13 protein-coding genes are annotated in these 16,947 nt (G+C 69.4%); 9 read left to right on the top strand and 4 right to left on the bottom strand.

The genetic code is table 11. The features are described from left to right. Positions 1-157: 157 nt before the first annotated feature. Positions 158-1,801 (bottom strand): 3-(methylthio)propionyl-CoA ligase, encoded by a 1,644-nt coding sequence (locus HWX00_RS01585; protein WP_175027200.1) that lies wholly within the window; start codon positions 1,799-1,801, stop codon positions 158-160. Positions 1,802-1,952: 151 nt separating this feature from the next. Here HWX00_RS01585 and HWX00_RS01580 point away from each other — a divergent pair, with 151 nt between their 5' ends. The 5 genes from HWX00_RS01580 (at position 1,953) to HWX00_RS01560 (ending at position 5,784) form a co-directional block, all read left to right on the top strand. Beyond that, on the top strand, positions 1,953-3,521 hold the full coding sequence (locus tag HWX00_RS01580; protein WP_175027199.1) for a protein adenylyltransferase SelO: 1,569 nt from the start codon (positions 1,953-1,955) through the stop codon (positions 3,519-3,521). Positions 3,522-3,566: 45 nt separating this feature from the next. Then, entirely contained in the window at positions 3,567-3,998 is a 432-nt protein-coding gene (gene msrB, locus HWX00_RS01575) for a peptide-methionine (R)-S-oxide reductase MsrB (protein WP_034188757.1), read from the top strand. Between the two features lie 144 nt (positions 3,999-4,142). Next, positions 4,143-4,673 (top strand): septation protein A, encoded by a 531-nt coding sequence (locus HWX00_RS01570; protein WP_034188758.1) that lies wholly within the window; start codon positions 4,143-4,145, stop codon positions 4,671-4,673. A gap of 1 nt (position 4,674) precedes the next feature. Further along, a complete protein-coding gene (locus HWX00_RS01565) occupies positions 4,675-4,983 on the top strand; it encodes a BolA family protein (protein ID WP_175027198.1) in 309 nt (102 codons plus the stop codon). 18 nt (positions 4,984-5,001) lie between these two features. After that, positions 5,002-5,784: a peptidylprolyl isomerase gene (locus tag HWX00_RS01560; RefSeq protein WP_034188760.1), complete on the top strand. Its 783-nt coding sequence runs from the start codon at positions 5,002-5,004 to the stop codon at positions 5,782-5,784. A 132-nt stretch (positions 5,785-5,916) separates the two neighbouring features. Here the strand turns inward: HWX00_RS01560 and HWX00_RS01555 are convergent, their stop codons facing one another. Both HWX00_RS01555 and purL read right to left on the bottom strand, forming a co-directional pair. Then, the gene (locus tag HWX00_RS01555) at positions 5,917-6,459 is read right to left on the bottom strand and encodes a GNAT family N-acetyltransferase (protein ID WP_175027211.1); all 543 of its coding nucleotides are present in this window, start codon (positions 6,457-6,459) and stop codon (positions 5,917-5,919) included. 8 nt (positions 6,460-6,467) lie between these two features. Further along, the gene (gene purL / locus HWX00_RS01550; protein WP_124608912.1) at positions 6,468-10,532 is read right to left on the bottom strand and encodes a phosphoribosylformylglycinamidine synthase; all 4,065 of its coding nucleotides are present in this window, start codon (positions 10,530-10,532) and stop codon (positions 6,468-6,470) included. Positions 10,533-10,862: 330 nt separating this feature from the next. Between purL and HWX00_RS01545 the strand changes: the two genes are divergently transcribed. The 3 genes from HWX00_RS01545 to pgi all read left to right on the top strand — a co-directional run bounded on the left by HWX00_RS01545 (position 10,863) and on the right by pgi (position 15,498). Continuing rightward, positions 10,863-12,164 carry an FAD-dependent oxidoreductase gene (locus HWX00_RS01545; RefSeq protein ID WP_175027197.1) on the top strand — a complete coding sequence of 434 codons (1,302 nt, stop codon included), beginning with the start codon at positions 10,863-10,865 and terminating at the stop codon, positions 12,162-12,164. Between the two features lie 55 nt (positions 12,165-12,219). After that, entirely contained in the window at positions 12,220-13,764 is a 1,545-nt protein-coding gene (locus HWX00_RS01540) for an NAD(P)H-hydrate dehydratase (RefSeq protein ID WP_175027196.1), read from the top strand. A 111-nt stretch (positions 13,765-13,875) separates the two neighbouring features. Then, positions 13,876-15,498, top strand: a complete 1,623-nt coding sequence (gene pgi, locus HWX00_RS01535) for a glucose-6-phosphate isomerase (RefSeq protein WP_059561747.1) — start codon at positions 13,876-13,878, stop codon at positions 15,496-15,498. A 72-nt stretch (positions 15,499-15,570) separates the two neighbouring features. Here pgi and HWX00_RS01530 read toward each other — a convergent pair whose 3' ends face one another. Further along, complete coding sequence (locus HWX00_RS01530; RefSeq protein ID WP_034188765.1) at positions 15,571-16,272, bottom strand: ABC transporter ATP-binding protein; 702 nt, start codon at positions 16,270-16,272, stop codon at positions 15,571-15,573. Between HWX00_RS01530 and HWX00_RS01525 the strand changes: the two genes are divergently transcribed. Next, a complete protein-coding gene (locus tag HWX00_RS01525; protein ID WP_034188766.1) occupies positions 16,271-16,939 on the top strand; it encodes an arylesterase in 669 nt (222 codons plus the stop codon). The two genes, HWX00_RS01530 and HWX00_RS01525, sit on opposite strands and share 2 nt — an antisense overlap. Positions 16,940-16,947 lie beyond the last annotated feature (8 nt).

The raw sequence follows: 16,947 nt of genomic DNA, 5'->3' as shown, positions 1-16,947 counted from the left end.
GCTGCGCTTCATTGTGCGCGGTCGAACAGCCGCATGTCCGGATGAACTGAGGCAGCATACAACGAAAAAGCACGGTCGTTCAATTTGAATTTTGTTGCCGATCCGGGGACGGATCGGGCGACCGGTTCGCGGGCCGTCGCCGGCCCGGGCGCGATGCTTACGGCTCGCCCACCGCCGTCGGCAACACGTAGTCGCGGAACGTCTCGCGCAGCTTCAGCTTCTGCAGCTTGCCAGTCGCGGTGTGCGGCAGCGATTCGACGAACACGACGTCGTCGGGGATCCACCATTTCGCGACCTTGCCTTCGTAGAACGCGAGCAGCGTGTCGCGGCTCAGGTTCGCGCCTTCGCGCGGCACCACGACGAGCAGCGGGCGCTCGGTCCATTTCGGGTGCGCGCATGCGATGCACGCGGCTTCGGCCACGCCCGGGTGGGCGACCGCGACGTTCTCGATGTCGATCGAGCTGATCCATTCGCCGCCCGACTTGATCACGTCCTTGCTGCGGTCGGTGATCTGCAGGAAGCCGTCGGGATCGATCGTCGCGACGTCGCCGGTCGGGAACCAGCCGTCCGACAACGGCGAGTCGTCGCCGCGAAAGTAGTGATCGATCACCCACGGCCCGCGCACCTGCAATTCGCCGAACGCGACGCCGTCCCACGGCAGCTCGTGGCCGTCCTCGCCGACAATGCGCATGTCGACGCCGCAGATCACGCGGCCCTGCTTTTCGAGCAGCCGGCGCTGCGCGTCGAGCGGCCGCTGCGACTGCGCCCAGTTGAGCTTCGCGAGCGTGCCGAGCGGCGACAGCTCGGTCATTCCCCATGCATGGATCACGCGCACGCCGTATTCGTCCTCGAACGTGCGCAGCATCGCGGGCGGGCACGCGGAGCCGCCGATCACCGTGCGGTTCAGCGTCGAGAAGCGTACGCCGGCTTCGCGCATGTAGTTGAGCAGCCCGAGCCACACGGTCGGCACGCCCGCGGAAAACGTCACGCGCTCGGCCTCCATCAGCGCGTACAGCGACTTGCCGTCGAGATCCTTGCCGGGCAGCACGAGCTTGCCGCCGGTCAGCGGCACCGCGTACGGCAGCCCCCACGCGTTGACGTGGAACATCGGCACGACGGGCAGCACGGCGTCCATCGCGGACAGATTCATCGCGTCGGGCAGCGCGGCGCCGTATGCGTGCAGCACCGTCGAGCGGTGCGAATACAGCACGCCCTTCGGGTTGCCGGTCGTGCCAGACGTATAGCAGAGCCCCGACGCCTGCTGCTCGTCGAGGCGCGGCCAGTCGTAGCGGCCGTCTTCGGCGTCGACGAGCGTTTCGTAGCAGAGGTACGGCGTCGCGCCCGTCGGCAGGTGCGCGGCATCGGTCATCGCGACCCAGCCCTTCACGTGCGGACACTGCGGCGCGATGGCGTCGACGAGCGGCGCGAAATTGATGTCGAAGAAGACGTAGCGGTCTTCAGCGTGATTGACGATGTACGCGATCTGCTCGGGAAACAGGCGCGGGTTGATCGTGTGACAGACGGCGCCCATCCCGCCGATCCCGTAGTACGCCTCCAGATGCCGGTAGCCGTTCCACGCCAGCGTGCCGACGCGGTCGCCGGCGTCGACGCCGAGCCGCGCAAGCGCCTGCGCCAGTTGCTTCGCGCGGCGCTCGCAATCGCGGTACGTATAGCGATGCAGGTCGCCTTCCACGCGCTTCGACACGATCTCCGTGTCGCCGGCGTGCCGCGCGGCATGCGAAATCAGCGAGGACACCAGCAGCGGCACGTCCATCATCTGGCCCAGCAACGGCTTACCCATCGTCTTGTTCTCCGTGAGGATGCGAATCGGTGACCAGCCCCTGCAACGCGCCCGTCAGCGGCCCCGGACGGGCGTGGCGCACGGTGCGCGCGCCGCCATGCGGGCGGCGCGGCGCCGCCTTACAATATCGGCTTACCCAGAGGCGCTCAACATGTCGTTTTCCCGAAGCGCAGCCGATGCGGCTGACACTCTCCCCGACCTCGCCGCCACGCTCGGCGCGCCCGCCGCCGGCGCGTTCGTCACGCTCGGCGACGCGTTTCATACGCGGCTGCCGGCCGCGCCGCTCGCCGCGCCGTACGTCGTCGGCTTTTCCAGCGAAGTCGCGCAGTTGCTCGACCTGCCGCCGTCGCTCGCCGCGCAGCCCGGCTTCGCCGAGCTGTTCGCCGGCAATCCGACGCGCGACTGGCCCGCGCACGCGATGCCGTACGCGTCGGTGTATTCCGGCCACCAGTTCGGCGTGTGGGCCGGCCAGCTCGGCGACGGCCGCGCGCTGACGATCGGCGAACGCACCGGCACCGACGGTCGCCGCTACGAGCTGCAGCTGAAAGGCAGCGGCCGCACGCCGTACTCGCGGATGGGCGACGGCCGCGCGGTGCTGCGCTCGTCGATCCGCGAATTCCTGTGCTCGGAAGCGATGCATCACCTCGGCATCCCGACCACGCGCGCGCTGACGGTGATCGGTTCCGACCAGCCGGTGGTGCGCGAGGAAATCGAGACGTCGGCCGTCGTCACGCGCGTGTCGGAGAGCTTCGTGCGCTTCGGCCACTTCGAGCACTTCTTCTCGAACGATCGCCCCGACCTGCTGCGCCAGCTCGCCGATCACGTGATCGACCGCTTCTATCCGGCCTGCCGCGACGCGGACGATCCGTACCTCGCGCTGCTCGAGGCCGTGACGCTGCGCACGGCCGAGCTCGTCGCGCGATGGCAGGCCGTCGGCTTCTGCCACGGCGTGATGAACACCGACAACATGTCGATCCTCGGCGTGACGATCGACTACGGCCCGTTCGGCTTCGTCGACGCGTTCGATGCGAATCACATCTGCAACCACTCGGACAACGGCGGCCGCTACGCGTACCGGATGCAGCCGCGCATCGCGCACTGGAACTGCTACTGCCTCGCGCAGGCACTGCTGCCGCTGATCGGGCTGCAGCACGACATCGCCGACGACGATGCGCGCGCCGAGCGCGCGGTGGACGATGCGCAGGCCGTGCTCGCGACCTTCCCCGAGCGTTTCGGCCCCGCGCTCGAACGCGCGATGCGCGCGAAGCTCGGCCTCGAACTCGAACGCGAGCACGACGCCGACCTCGCCAACAAGCTGCTCGAGACGATGCACGCGAGCCACGCGGATTTCACGCTGACGTTCCGCCGCCTCGCGCAGATCTCGAAGCACGACGCGAGCCGCGACGCACCGGTGCGCGACCTGTTCATCGACCGCGAAGCGTTCGATGCGTGGGCGAACCTCTACCGCGCGCGGCTGTCCGAGGAAACGCGCGACGACGCGGCGCGCGCGGTCGCGATGAACCGCGCGAACCCGAAATACGTGCTTCGCAACCATCTGGCCGAAGTCGCGATCCGGCGCGCAAAGGAAAAGGATTTTTCGGAAGTCGAGCGGCTCGCGCAGATCCTGCGCCGCCCGTTCGACGAACAACCGGAGCATGAAGCGTACGCGGCGTTGCCGCCCGACTGGGCCGGGTCGCTCGAAGTGAGCTGCTCGTCCTGAGCCCGCAACCCGCGCGTATCGACCGACCGATCAGGAGAACCCCACATGTCCCACGATTCCGACGACAAGACCTTCCCGTACCAGAAGGACGACGCCGAGCTGCGCCGCCGCCTCACGCCGATGCAGTACGAGGTCACGCAGCACGCGGCGACCGAGCGCGCCTTCACCGGCGAATACACCGACACCGAGGATGCCGGCATCTACAAATGCATCGTCTGCAGCACACCGCTGTTCGAGTCGGGCTCCAAGTTCCATTCCGGCTGCGGCTGGCCCAGCTACTTCAAGCCGCTCAACGGCGAGGTGATCGACGAGAAGGTCGACTACTCGCACGGGATGGTGCGCGTCGAGGTGCGCTGCAACCACTGCGGCGCGCATCTGGGCCACGTCTTCGAGGACGGCCCGCGCGACAAGACCGGTTTGCGGTACTGCATCAATTCGGCTGCGTTAAACTTCGAGTCCCGACCCGAAAACGACTGAGCGGCGCCGGGCGGATCGGCGGGGTCGACTCTCGCCGGCCGGCCAGCCCCGGGCTGGCCGCCTCGATCCGCGACGGTGGTGCCTGGCGGGTCCCTACAACGGTGAAAGGCCGCGCGAGCGGCCTTTCACGCAGCTGCGAGCGCCATGAAATTCCTGTTCGATCTGTTTCCGATCATCCTGTTTTTTGTCGCCTTCAAGGTCTGGGGCATCTTTACCGCCACCGCCGTCGCGATCATCGCGACACTGGCCCAGGTCGCATGGGTCGCCTTCCGGCACCGGAAGGTCGACACGATGCTGTGGGTCAGCCTCGGCGTGATCGTCGTCTTCGGCGGCGCCACCCTCGTCCTGCATGACGAGAAATTCATTCAATGGAAACCGACTGTGCTGTACTGGTTGTTTGCGATCGGGTTGCTCGCCGCACGTTATGCGTTCAGCAAGAACCTGATCGAGAAGATGATGGGCAAGCAGCTCACGCTGCCGACGCCCGTGTGGGACAAGCTGAACGTCGCATGGGCGCTGTTCTTCGCGGTGCTCGGCGTCGCGAACCTGTATGTGGTGCACAACTTCACCGAATCCCAATGGGTGAACTTCAAGCTGTTCGGTACGACGGGCGCGATGGTCGTGTTCATCATCCTGCAGAGCCTGTGGCTCACGAAATACCTGAAGGACGAGTGACATGACGGACGCCTTTCTCCACGCCTCGCCCGACGAGCGCATCGCGCTGATCGAAGCGCGCCTCACCGCGTCGCTGGCGCCGCTGGCGCTCACCGTGCGCGACGACAGCGCGCAGCACGCGGGCCACGCCGGCGCGGCCGCCGGCGGTCATTTCACGGTCACGATCGTCTCGGTCGCCTTCACGGGCAAGCCGCGCGTCGCGCGGCACCGGCTGGTGTATGATGCGCTCGCTGATGCGATGCAGCGCGGCATTCACGCGCTCGCGATCGTGGCTTATACGCCCGAAGAATTCAACGAATCTTCAATCTAGTCTCATTAGGAATTCCCGATGATCCTGAAATCCCCCCGCCTGTGGGTCGCGGCGGCTGCTTTCGCAGCGGCACCGGCATTCGCCCAGAACATCGCCGTCGTCAACGGCACGCCGATTCCGAAGTCGCGCGCCGACGCGATGGTCGCGCAGCTCGTCCAGCAAGGGCAGACCGACGGCCCGCAACTGCAGCAGGCCGTGCGCCAGGAACTCGTGAACCGCGAAATCCTGATGCAGGAAGCAATCCGCGAAGGCATCCCGAATCGTCCGGACGTGAAGGCGCAGGTCGCCGTCGCGCAGCAGACCGTCGTGCTGCGTTCGATGATCGAGAGCTTCCTGAAGAAGAACCAGCCGACCGACGCCGAAGTGAAGGCGCGCTACGACGACCTCGTCAAGGGCGCGGGCGGCAACCGCGAATACCACCTGCACCACATCCTCGTCAGCGACGAGCAGCAGGCGAAGGACCTGATCGCGAAGATCAAGGCCGGCGCGAAGTTCGAGGATCTCGCGAAGCAATACTCGAAGGATCCGGGTTCGGGCAAGAACGGCGGCGATCTCGACTGGTCCGATCCGAAGGCGTACGTGCCGGAATTCGCGGCAGCGGCGCAGAAGCTGCAGAAAGGCCAGATGACCGACACGCCGGTGAAGACGCAGTTCGGCTGGCATATCATCCGCGTCGACGACATCCGCGACATCGCACCGCCGCCGCTCGAGCAGGTCAAGGCGCAGATCGCGCAGCAGCTCGTGCAGCAGAAGCTGCAGGCGTTCGAGGAAGGCCTGCGCCAGCAGGCGAAGATCCAGTAACGCCGGCGCGCGTCGCCCGCGCAACGAAAGAAAGCCGCTCTCCGGAGCGGCTTTTTCTTTTGATGCGCCGGACCATGCCATGCAAAAGGCTGCTCCTCAGAGCGGCCTTTTCCGTACCGGACGCGACCCGCGCTACGCGGGATAAAACACGTCGTGATAGCGCACGTCGCCCGATGGCGGCGGTGCCGATTCGTCGAACGACAATGCGAGGAAATACTCGGGCGGCACGCCCGGAAACACGATGCCGTCACGCGGTTCGAACCCGAAACGCGCATAGTACGCCGGCTCCCCGAGCACGACGCAGCCGCGCGCGCCGAGCCGGCGCAGCGCGTCGAGCCCCGTGCGCACGAGCCCCGCGCCGATGCTCTGCCGCTGGCAGTCGGGCAGCACCGCGAGCGGCGCGAGCCCATACCATTGCTGGCTGCCGGACGGCGCGCCGCCGATCGCCACCGGCGAGAACGCGACGTGGCCGATGACGCGCCCGTCGCGCTCCGCGACGAGCGACACGCTCAACGCGCCGTCCGCGCGCAGCGCATCGACGATACGCTGCTCGAACTGCCCGCCCTGCGGCTCGCCCGCGAACGCCGCGCGGATCACGCGGCCGATCGCGTCGGCCTCGCTCGCGCGTGCGTCGCGCAGCGTGACGACCTCGACCGGCGCGTGCGAATCGAACATCACCGGGATCAGCCGATCCAGCGGCGTGCGTTGCGGAACACGCGCATCCACGGGCTCGCTTCACCCCAGCCTTCCGGATGCCAGCTCATCGTCACCGTACGGTGCACGCGCTCCATGTGCGGCATCAGCACCGAGAAGCGGCCGTCGGCCGTCGTGACCGATGTGATGCCGGCCGGCGAGCCGTTCGGGTTGAACGGATAACGCTCGGTCGCCTCGCCGCGGTGGTCGACGTATCGCATCGCAACCGCGACGCGATCGATGTCGCCCTGCTGCGAGAAATCCGCATAACCTTCGCCATGCGCGACCGCGACCGGGATCCGCGAGCCTTCCATCCCCGCGAAGAAGATCGACGGCGACTTCTCCACTTCGACGAACGAGAAGCGCGCCTCGAACTGCTCGGACTTGTTGCGCGTGAACTTCGGCCACGCTTCCGCGCCCGGGATCATCGACGCGATGCTCGACAGCATCTGGCAGCCGTTGCAGATGCCGAGGGCGAACGTGTCGGGGCGCGCGAAGAACGCCGAGAACATGTCGGCGAGGTTCGCGTTGAAACGAATCGTCTTCGCCCAGCCTTCGCCCGCGCCCAGCACGTCGCCGTACGAGAAGCCGCCGCACGCGACCGCACCCGCGAAATCGGCGAGCGTCGCGCGACCGGCGAGCAGGTCGCTCATGTGCACGTCGTGCGCGTCGAAGCCCGCACGGTCGAACGCGTAGGCCGTTTCCAGGTGCGAATTCACGCCCTGCTCGCGCAGGATCGCGACGCGCGGCCGCGCGCCCGTCGCGATGAACGGCGCGGCGATGTCGTCGGCCGGATCGAAGCTCAGCACCGGCGAGATGCCCGGATCGGCCGCATCGAGCAGCGCGTCGTATTCGGCGTCCGCGCAGGCGGGGTTGTCGCGCAGGCGCGCGATGCGCCAGCTCACTTCGCTCCACGCGCGATGGAGTTCGGCGCGCGGCGCGTCGAAGATCTTCTTCGCGTCGCGGTACACCTCGATCACGTCGCGGTCGTTGACCGAGCCGATCACGTGCGAGCACGCCGACAGGCCGAACTCGCGCAGCGCGCCGAGCACCGCGTCGCGGTCGGCCGCCCGCACCTGCACGACGGCGCCGAGTTCTTCCGAGAACAGCGCGCGCAGCGTGCGGTCGTCACGACGGCCGCTCGTCTGCTTCGCCCAGTCCTTCGCGTCGCCGTAGTCGGATTCGTGGTTCGGGTCGAGCGTCAGCATGTCGACGTTCAGCGACACGCCGGCGTGGCCCGCGAACGCCATTTCGCACACCGTCGCCCACAGGCCGCCGTCCGAGCGGTCGTGGTACGCGAGCAGCTTGTCTTGCGCATTGAGCGACTGGATCGCGGTGAAGAAGCGCTTCAGGTCTTCGGCGTCGTCGACGTCCGGCGTCGTGTCGCCGACCTGCTGCGTGACCTGCGCGAAGATGCTGCCGCCCATCCGGTTCTTGCCGCGGCCGAGATCGATCGCGATCAGCACGCTGTCGCCCGCATCGGCGATGCGGCGCAGTTGCGGCGTCAGGTGACGGCGCACGTCCTCGACCGGCGCGAACGCGGAGATGATCAGCGACACCGGCGACACCACTTCCTTCGCGACGCCCTGCTCGTCCCACTTCGTCTTCATCGACAGCGAGTCCTTGCCGACCGGGATGCCGATCCCGAGTGCCGGGCACAGCTCCATGCCGATCGCCTTGACCGTGTCGAACAGCGCGGCGTCCTCGCCGGCCGTGCCGCACGCGGCCATCCAGTTCGCCGACAGCTTCAGCTTGTCGAGCGACGCGATCGGCGCGCTCGCGATGTTCGTGATCGCCTCGCCGACGGCCATGCGGCCCGATGCGGGCGCGTCGATCACCGCGAGCGGCGTGCGCTCGGCCATCGTCATCGCCTCGCCCTTGAAGCCCGCGTAGTCGAGCGCGGTCACCGCGCAGTCGGCCACCGGCACCTGCCACGGGCCGACCATCTGGTCGCGCACCGACGTGCCGCCGACCGAACGGTCGCCGATCGTGATCAGGAACGACTTGCTGCCGACCGTCGGGTGCTTCAGCACGTCGATCGCGACTTCCGACAGCGCGATGCCCGTCACGTCGACCGGCGCGCGCTCGGTCGTCACGCGCGTGACGTCGCGATGCATGCGCGGCGGCTTGCCGAGCAGCACTTCCATCGGCATGTCGACCGGGTATTCGTCGGCGCCCGTCGCTTCGTCGTCGACCAGCTTCAGCTGGCGCTCGTCGGTCGCGACGCCGACCACCGCGAACGGGCAGCGCTCACGCGCGCAGATCGCCTCGAAGCGCGGCAGGTCGGCCGGCGCGATCGCCAGCACGTAGCGCTCCTGCGCTTCGTTCGACCAGATTTCGCGCGGCGACAGGCCCGATTCCTCGAGCGCGACCTTGCGCAGTTCGAAGCGCGCGCCCTTGCCCGCGCCGTCGACGATTTCCGGGAACGCGTTGGACAGGCCGCCCGCGCCGACGTCGTGGATGCTCAGGATCGGGTTTTCCGCGCCGAGCTGCCAGCAGCCGTTGATCACTTCCTGCGCGCGCCGCTCGATTTCCGGGTTGCCGCGCTGCACCGAGTCGAAGTCGAGCTCGGCCGTGTTCGCGCCGGTCGCCATCGAGCTCGCCGCGCCGCCGCCCATCCCGATCCGCATGCCGGGGCCGCCGATCTGGATCAGCAGCGAGCCGGCCGGCACGTCGTGCTTGTGCGTATGCTGATCCGCGATGTTGCCGAGGCCGCCCGCGATCATGATCGGCTTGTGATAACCATGCACCTTCCCGCCGACGTTCTGCTCGTACACGCGGAAATAGCCGCCGAGGTTCGGGCGGCCGAATTCGTTGTTGAACGCGGCGCCGCCGAGCGGGCCGTCGATCATGATCTGCAGCGGCGACGCGATGCGGTCCGGACGGCCGTACGGGCCGTGCGCGTCGTTCGGGTTGCGCTCGCCGACCGGCTGCGCCGCGTCACGTGCGTTTTCCCACGGCTGGCGGGCGTCCGGCAGGTCGAGGTTGGACACGGTGAAGCCCGTCAGGCCGGCCTTCGGACGCGCGCCGCGGCCCGTCGCGCCTTCGTCGCGGATCTCGCCGCCGGCGCCGGTCGCCGCGCCCGGGAACGGCGAGATCGCCGTCGGGTGGTTGTGCGTCTCGACCTTCATCAGCGTGTGCGTGAGCTCGGTATGGCGGCCGTAGCGCTCGCCCGGCTCGCCGGCCGCGCCCGCGTTGCGCGGGAACCAGCGCTCGGCTTCGGCGCCGACCATGATCGACGAGTTGTCCGAATACGCGACGATCGTGCCCTGCGGGCTCAGTTTTTCGGTGTTGCGGATCATCGCGAACAGCGACATGTCCTGCGCTTCGCCGTCGATCGTCCACTGCGCGTTGAAGATCTTGTGGCGGCAGTGTTCGCTGTTCGCCTGCGCGAACATCATCAGCTCGACGTCGGTCGGGTTGCGTTCGAGCTTGCGGAACGCGTCGACCAGGTAGTCGATCTCGTCGTCGGCGAGCGCGAGGCCCAGCTCGACGTTCGCGCGCTCGAGCGCGCCGCGGCCGATACCCAGCACGTCGACGGTCGACAGCGGCTTGGCCGGCAGTTCGTCGAACAGGTGCTTCGCGTCGTCGCGCGCCGCGACCACGCTTTCGGTCATCCGGTCATGCAGCGCGGCCGCGACGGCCGCGCGCGCGTCGTCCGACAGCGCCTTCTTGCCGCCGAGCAGGCCCGACTTCAGCGTGACCGTGAATTCGACGCCGCGCTCGATGCGGCGCACGTGCGTGAGGCCGCAGTGCTGCGCGATGTCGGTCGCCTTGCTCGCCCACGGCGAGACGGTGCCGAAGCGCGGCAGCACGACGAAGGTCTCGGTGGCGCCCTTCTCGCTCGCCGGCTGGAACGGCGCGCCGTAGTGCATCAGCGCGTCGATGCGTGCGCTGTCGTCGGCCGACAGCGGCTCTGCCGCATTGACGAAGTGCAGGAACTGGCCGCGCACCGCGACGATGTTGGCGTCGATTTGCCTGAGCGTGTCGAGCAGACGGGTTTGACGGAAATCGGAGAGGGCCGAAGCGCCGGGAAAACACGAGAAGTGAGCCATGGGCTGGACTGACGTCGATGAGTCGCGCGAGGTGGCGACGTGGGGCGAAAGGAAGGCCGTAATTATACCCGGAAGTCGGGCGCCCAAGACCGGCGATCGGTCGTCCGCATGCACCGCGACGGTGCCCCGGGTGCGTGCCGCGCGCGGCCGCCCGCCAGGCCGGCCCGCGCGGGTGCGCTCGCCGGCCGCCGTGGTGCGACCGCACGGCGCATGTTCGCCCGCCGCCGGTTCCGGCGCTTTTGGCGCTATCATTCCGGGTTCACCGGGCCGGGGGCCTCAGCGAATTTTCACCGGGCAGCGTGCGCGCCACCCGTCATCGAAGCAATCTCCATGGATGTCATCGTCATCGGCGGCGGAATCAGCGGCGTCGCCACCGCCTACCAGCTGCGCGCGGCCGGCCATCGCGTCTGCGTGGTCGAACGCCACGCGACCGTCGCGCAGGGGGCGACCTACGGCGACGGCGGCGCGCTGCTGCCGAGCCCGCTCGACGTCTGGTTCGGCCCGACCTTCATGCGCCAGCGCCAGCCGCGCGACAGCGGCATCGTCTACAAGCCGGGCCTCAACGGCGGCGTCCGCCGCTTCGTCAAGCAGCTCGGCACGCTGCGCGAGCCCGACGCGTTCGCCGCGCAGTACGCCCGGCTGCGCCCGCTGATCGACGCATCGCGCGACACGCTCGCCGACATCGAGGCGCGCCTCGAACTCGAATTCGAGCAGAAGCCCGGCATCCTGCACGTGGTGCGCGACCCGCGCGACTGGGATGCGCTGCAGCCCGCGCTCGACCTGCTGCGCACGCTCGACCAGCCGTACCGCACGCTCACCGCCGCCGAATGCGCGGCGCTCGAACCGTCGGTGCCGGCCGAGCCCGGCTTCGCCGGCGGCGTGCTGCTCGAAACCGAGCGCACCGGCAACTGCCCGCTGTTCGCGAAACTGGTCAAGCAGACGCTCGACGAGCACGGCGTGCAGTTCCGCTTCGGCGCGGACGTCGCCGCGATCCGCGTCGATAGCGGCCGCGCCGCGGTCGAGCTCGCGCCGTCCGGCAACCGGACCGCGGCCCGGGCGCGCGAGGTCGACGTGATTTCCGCCGACGCGATCGTGGTCGCCGCCGGCGCCGGCAGCGTACCGTTGCTCGAACGGCTCGGCTGGCGCCTGCCGCTGCACCCGGTGCGCGTCCACACGCTCACCGCGCCGGTCGCGTACGAGGAACACGCGCCGCACCTGAGCGTCGTCGATTCGATCAAGCGGATCTCGATCACGCGCACCCACCAGCGGCTGCGCGTCGGCGGCGGCGCCGTGCTGCAAAGCCTCGCCGACACCGCGAAGCCGCTCGCCGAGCCGCTGTCCGAGGCCGCGCTCGCGCTGCTCGGCCAGGCCGTTCACGACTGGGTGCCGGGCGCCGCGAGGATTTCGGCCGCGCTGTCGTGGCAAGGCATGCAGCTGCTGTCGCCGGACGGCCTGCCCGTCGTGGGTCCGACCCCGCATCCGCGCGTGTTCGTCAACTTCGGCCATGGCCCGACCGGCTGGGGCCTCGCGTGCGGGTCTGCTAAAGTGGTGACCGACTACCTGGGCGGCGACGCCCGGCAGTGGCCCGCCGACACGCTCGCCGCGCTCGGCGTCGGCCGCTTCACCCCCTGACCGCCACGCGGGCTCGTCCCGTGGCGGCATCCTTGCCAGCCGCCACGATCCCGCGATGACCGTTACCCGCCCGCTTCCCGATTCCGACCCGATCGCGCTGCTGCGCGTCGCCGACCTGCGCGCGGCCGAAGCCGACGCCGCCGCGGCGCTGCCGCCGCACACGCTGATGGGCCGCGCGGGCGCCGCCGCCGCGCACTGGCTGTCCGAGCGCGTCGCCGGCGACGACCGCCCCGTCTGGTTCGCGGTCGGCCCCGGCAACAACGGCGGCGACGCGCTGGTGGCCGCCGCGCACCTCCAGCAGCTCGGTGTCGCGACGCAGGCGTGGATGCCGGTACCGGTCAAGCCGGACGACGCGCAATGGGCGCTCGGCCTCGCCCGCACGGCCGGCGTGCCGCTGTCGGCCACACCGCCCGCCTCGCTGGACGAATACGCGTGGGTCGTCGACGGGCTGTTCGGCATCGGTCTCGGCCGCGCGCTCGACGGCGCATTCGCCGAGCAGGCCGCGCGGATCGCCGCGCATGCGCGCAACGGCGGCCGGGTGCTCGCCCTCGACGTGCCGAGCGGGCTCGACAGCGATACCGGCCGGATCGTCGGCGCGGGTGTCGCCGTCGCGGCCACCCACACGCTCACCTTCATCGGCGCGAAACCGGGCCTCTACACGGGCGACGGCCGCGACCTCGCCGGCGCGATCGACATCGCATCGCTCGACGTCGCGCCGCCCGCCGCGCCGGCCATCGTGCTGAATGCGCCCGCGCGGTTCGTGGCGGCGCTGCCCGCGCGCGCGTATTCGTCCCACAAGGGTACGTACGGCAGCCTGGCGGTGCTCGGCGGCGATACCGGCATGTGCGGCGCGCCGATCCTGGCCGCGCGCGCCGCGCTGTTCGCCGGCGCCGGCAAGGTGCACGTCGGCTTCCTTGGCGCCGGCGCGCCGCCGTACGACCCGCCGTTCCCCGAACTGATGCTGCACCCGGCCGACGGCCTCGATCTCGATGCGATGACCGCGCTCGCCGCCGGCTGCGGGCTCGGTATGCGCGAGGCCGCGGCGACCCTCGTGCGCGATGTGCTCGCGCACGCCGCCGCGACGCTGCTCGATGCCGACGCGCTGAACCTCGTCGCGACGCACGCGGATCTCGCGGCCGCCGTCGCCGCACGCGGCGCGCACGGCCATCCGTGCGTGCTGACGCCGCATCCGCTCGAAGCCGCGCGGCTGCTCGGCGGCGACACGGCCGCCGTGCAGCGGGACCGCGTCGCGGCCGCGCAGGCGCTTGCCACGCGTTATGCGGCGATCGTCGTGCTGAAAGGCTCGGGCACGGTGATTGCGGCACCCGACGGCCGCGTGACGATCAACCCGACCGGCAACGCGGCGCTCGCCACGGGCGGCACCGGCGACGTGCTCGGCGGCCTGATCGGCGCGCTGCTCGCGCAGCGCGTCGCGCCGTACGAAGCGGCGCTCGCGGGCGTCTACCTGCACGGGCTCGCCGCCGACACGCTGACCGCGAACGGCATCGGCCCGGCCGGGCTCGCCGCAGGCGAACTCGCGCCGATGGTCCGCACGCTGATCAATCGCCTTTTTTATCCGTCGCCGCGCGCCGACACGTAACGCCGCTATACTGACTGCCCCGCCGCACGGCGGGCCCTCTCGTCCGCCGGCCTTCCGATCCCGATGAGCCGGCGCGGCATTCCTCCCGATTCACGCTTCACTCGAACCGCCATGACGCTGAATTCGCTCCCCGCCTGGACTGCCCTTCAATCCCACTTCGAACAGATCCGTCACGCCCGGTTGCGCGACTGGTTCGCGCCGGAAAACGACCGTGCGCCGACCCGCGCCGAACGCTTCACGATTCCGGGCGGCGGTCTCGCGGCCGATTTCTCGAAGAACCGCATCGACGACGAAACCCTGCGCCTGCTCGTGCAGCTCGCACGCGACGCAGGTGTCGAAGCGCGCCGCGACGCGATGTTCGCGGGCGAGATCGTCAACCCGACCGAAGGCCGCGCCGCGCTGCATACCGCGCTGCGCGCGACCGACCCGCAAGCGCCGTTCCACGCGCAGGTGAGCGCCGAGCGCGCGAAGATGGCAACCTTTGCGCGTGCCGTGCGCAGCGGCACCTGGACGGGCTACACGGGCAAGCGCATCCGTCACGTGATCAACATCGGCATCGGCGGTTCCGATCTCGGCCCGAAGATGGTCGTGCATGCGCTGCACCACGTCGCGACGCCGGAAATCTCGACCCACTTCGTGTCGAACGTCGACGGCGCCGATCTCGCGCGCGTGCTCGAACAGGTCGATCCCGAGGAAACGCTCGCGATCATCGTGTCGAAGACCTTCACGACGCTCGAGACGATGACGAACGCCCGCTCGCTGCGCGACTGGTTCGTCGCGCGCGGCTGCCCCGAGGACGCGCTGTCGAAGCACTTCGTCGGCGTGTCGGCGAACCCGGCCGAAGTCGTGAAGTTCGGCATCGCCGCGGACAACGTGTTCGAAATGTGGGACTGGGTCGGCGGCCGCTATTCGCTGTGGTCGGCGGTCGGCCTGTCGATCATGATCGCGATCGGCCCCGAGCAGTTCGACGAACTGCTGGCCGGCGCGAACGACATGGACCGCCATTTCCGCGAAGCGCCGCTGGAACGCAACCTGCCGGTGCTGCTCGGCCTGATCGGCATCTGGTACCGGAATTTCTTCGGTTCGCAGAGTTATCTCGTCGCGCCGTACTCGGAAGCGCTGCACTACCTGCCGTCGTACCTGCAGCAGCTCGAAATGGAAAGCAACGGCAAATCCGCGCGCCTGGACGGCACCTTCGTCGATTACCCGACGTCGGCCGTCACGTGGGGCGAGCCGGGCACCAACGGCCAGCACGCGTTCTTCCAGATGCTGCACCAGGGGCCGACGATCGTGCCGATCGACTTCATCGCGGTGCTGACGCCCGAGCATCCGCTCGCGAGCCATCATCCGAAGCTGCTCGCGAACTGCTTCGCGCAGAGCGAGGCACTGATGCTCGGCCGCACGCTCGACGAAGCGCGCAAGATCGCCGGGCCCGGCAAGGAGGCGCTCGCGCCGCACCTGACGTTCCCCGGCAACCGCCCGACCACGACGCTGCTCGTCGATGCGCTGACGCCGCGCACGCTCGGCGCGCTGATCGCGCTTTACGAACACAAGGTGCTCGTGCAGGCAACGGTGTGGGACATCAATCCGTTCGACCAGTGGGGCGTCGAGCTCGGCAAGATTCTCGGCAAGGTGGTCGAGGCCGACCTGTCGGCCGAGTCGGTCGATCCGGCGAAGCACGACTCGTCGACCACGGCGCTGATCGAGCGCGCCCGCGCGGCGCTGAAGCGCTGACGCGACGGCATCATGCCCGTGGCGGCCGCGCGGCCCACCCTGCGCGGCCGGCAGAACGATTCACGCGTGGCGCTATGCCGTATGCGGTGTGACGATGCGGCCGGTGTCGAGCGTCACGGTCGTCTCGCAGCGGCGCGCGAGTTCGGCATCGTGCGTGACGAGCACGAGCGTGGCGCCGTGCGTGCGGTTCAGTTCGAACATCAGGTCGATGACCGCATGGCCCGTCGCCGCGTCGAGACTGCCGGTCGGCTCGTCGGCGAACAGGACCGCCGGGCGCGTGACGAACGCGCGCGCGAGTGCGACGCGTTGCTGCTCGCCGCCCGACAACAGCTTCGGGTAATGCGCGGTGCGTTCGCCGAGCCCGACCTGCACGAGCAGCGCGCGGGCCCGGTCGGCTGCCTCGCGCGCGCTGATGCCGCCCCGCAGCTCGAGCGGCAGCATCACGTTCTCGAGCGCCGTCAGGTGCGGCATCAGCTGGAACGACTGGAACACGAACCCGACCGCGCCGTTGCGCAGCGCGGCGCGCTCGTCCTCGTCGAGCTGGTCGAGCACGCGGCCGAGCAGGCGAACCGTGCCGCTCGTCGCGCTGTCCAATCCCGCAAGCAGGCCGAGCAGCGTCGATTTGCCCGACCCGGACGCGCCGACGATCGCGAGGCTGCTGCCCGGCTGCACCGCAAGCGTGATGCCGTCGAGGATCGTCAGCTCGCCCGTCGCATCGGCGACCCGCTTGCATACGTCATGGACTTCGATGATCGGATCGGTAATCTTGAACATGAACACGACATTTCGCTGGAAAAGACGCACGGCGCTCACCGCGCTGCTGGGCACCCTGTTTGCCACCACGCTACCGGCACACGCCGCGACGACGCCGACATCGGGCCAGCCCGTGATCGCCGTGCTCGGCGACAGCCTGTCGGCCGAATACGGGCTGCCGCGCGACACCGGCTGGGTGGCCTTGCTGCGGCAGCGGCTCACGACCGAGCGAATCGATTATAGCGTCGCGAACGCCAGCGTCAGCGGCGACACCACGAGCGGCGGCCGTGCGCGGCTGCCCGCGGTGCTGCAGCGGCTCAAGCCGTCGATCGTCGTGGTCGAACTCGGTTCGAACGATGCGCTGCGCGGCGTGCCGCTCGCGACGACCGAGCAGAACCTGCGCGACATCATCGCCGACGCGCGACGCGCACAGGCCCGCGTCGTCCTGGTCGGCATGTACGTGCCACCCAACTACGGCCCCGACTACACGCAGAAGTTCCACGCCGTCTATACGCGACTGTCGAAGGATCTCGGCGTGCCGCTCGTGCCGTTCCTGCTGGCCGGTATCGAGAACAAGCCCGAGATGTTCCAGGCCGATCAGATGCATCCGTCGCAGCAGGCCCAGGGCGTGCTGCTCGACAACGTGTGGCCGGCGCTGAAGCCGCTGCTAGGCAAGCCGCGCGGCTGACGCCGCCG

Origin of the sequence: Burkholderia seminalis DSM 23518 (assembly GCF_902832885.1) — a bacterium.
In the GTDB taxonomy this organism is placed as follows: Bacteria; Pseudomonadota; Gammaproteobacteria; order Burkholderiales; family Burkholderiaceae; genus Burkholderia; species Burkholderia seminalis.
Note: the sequence above shows the minus strand (reverse complement) of the source record. Positions and strands in the feature narration are given on the sequence as shown.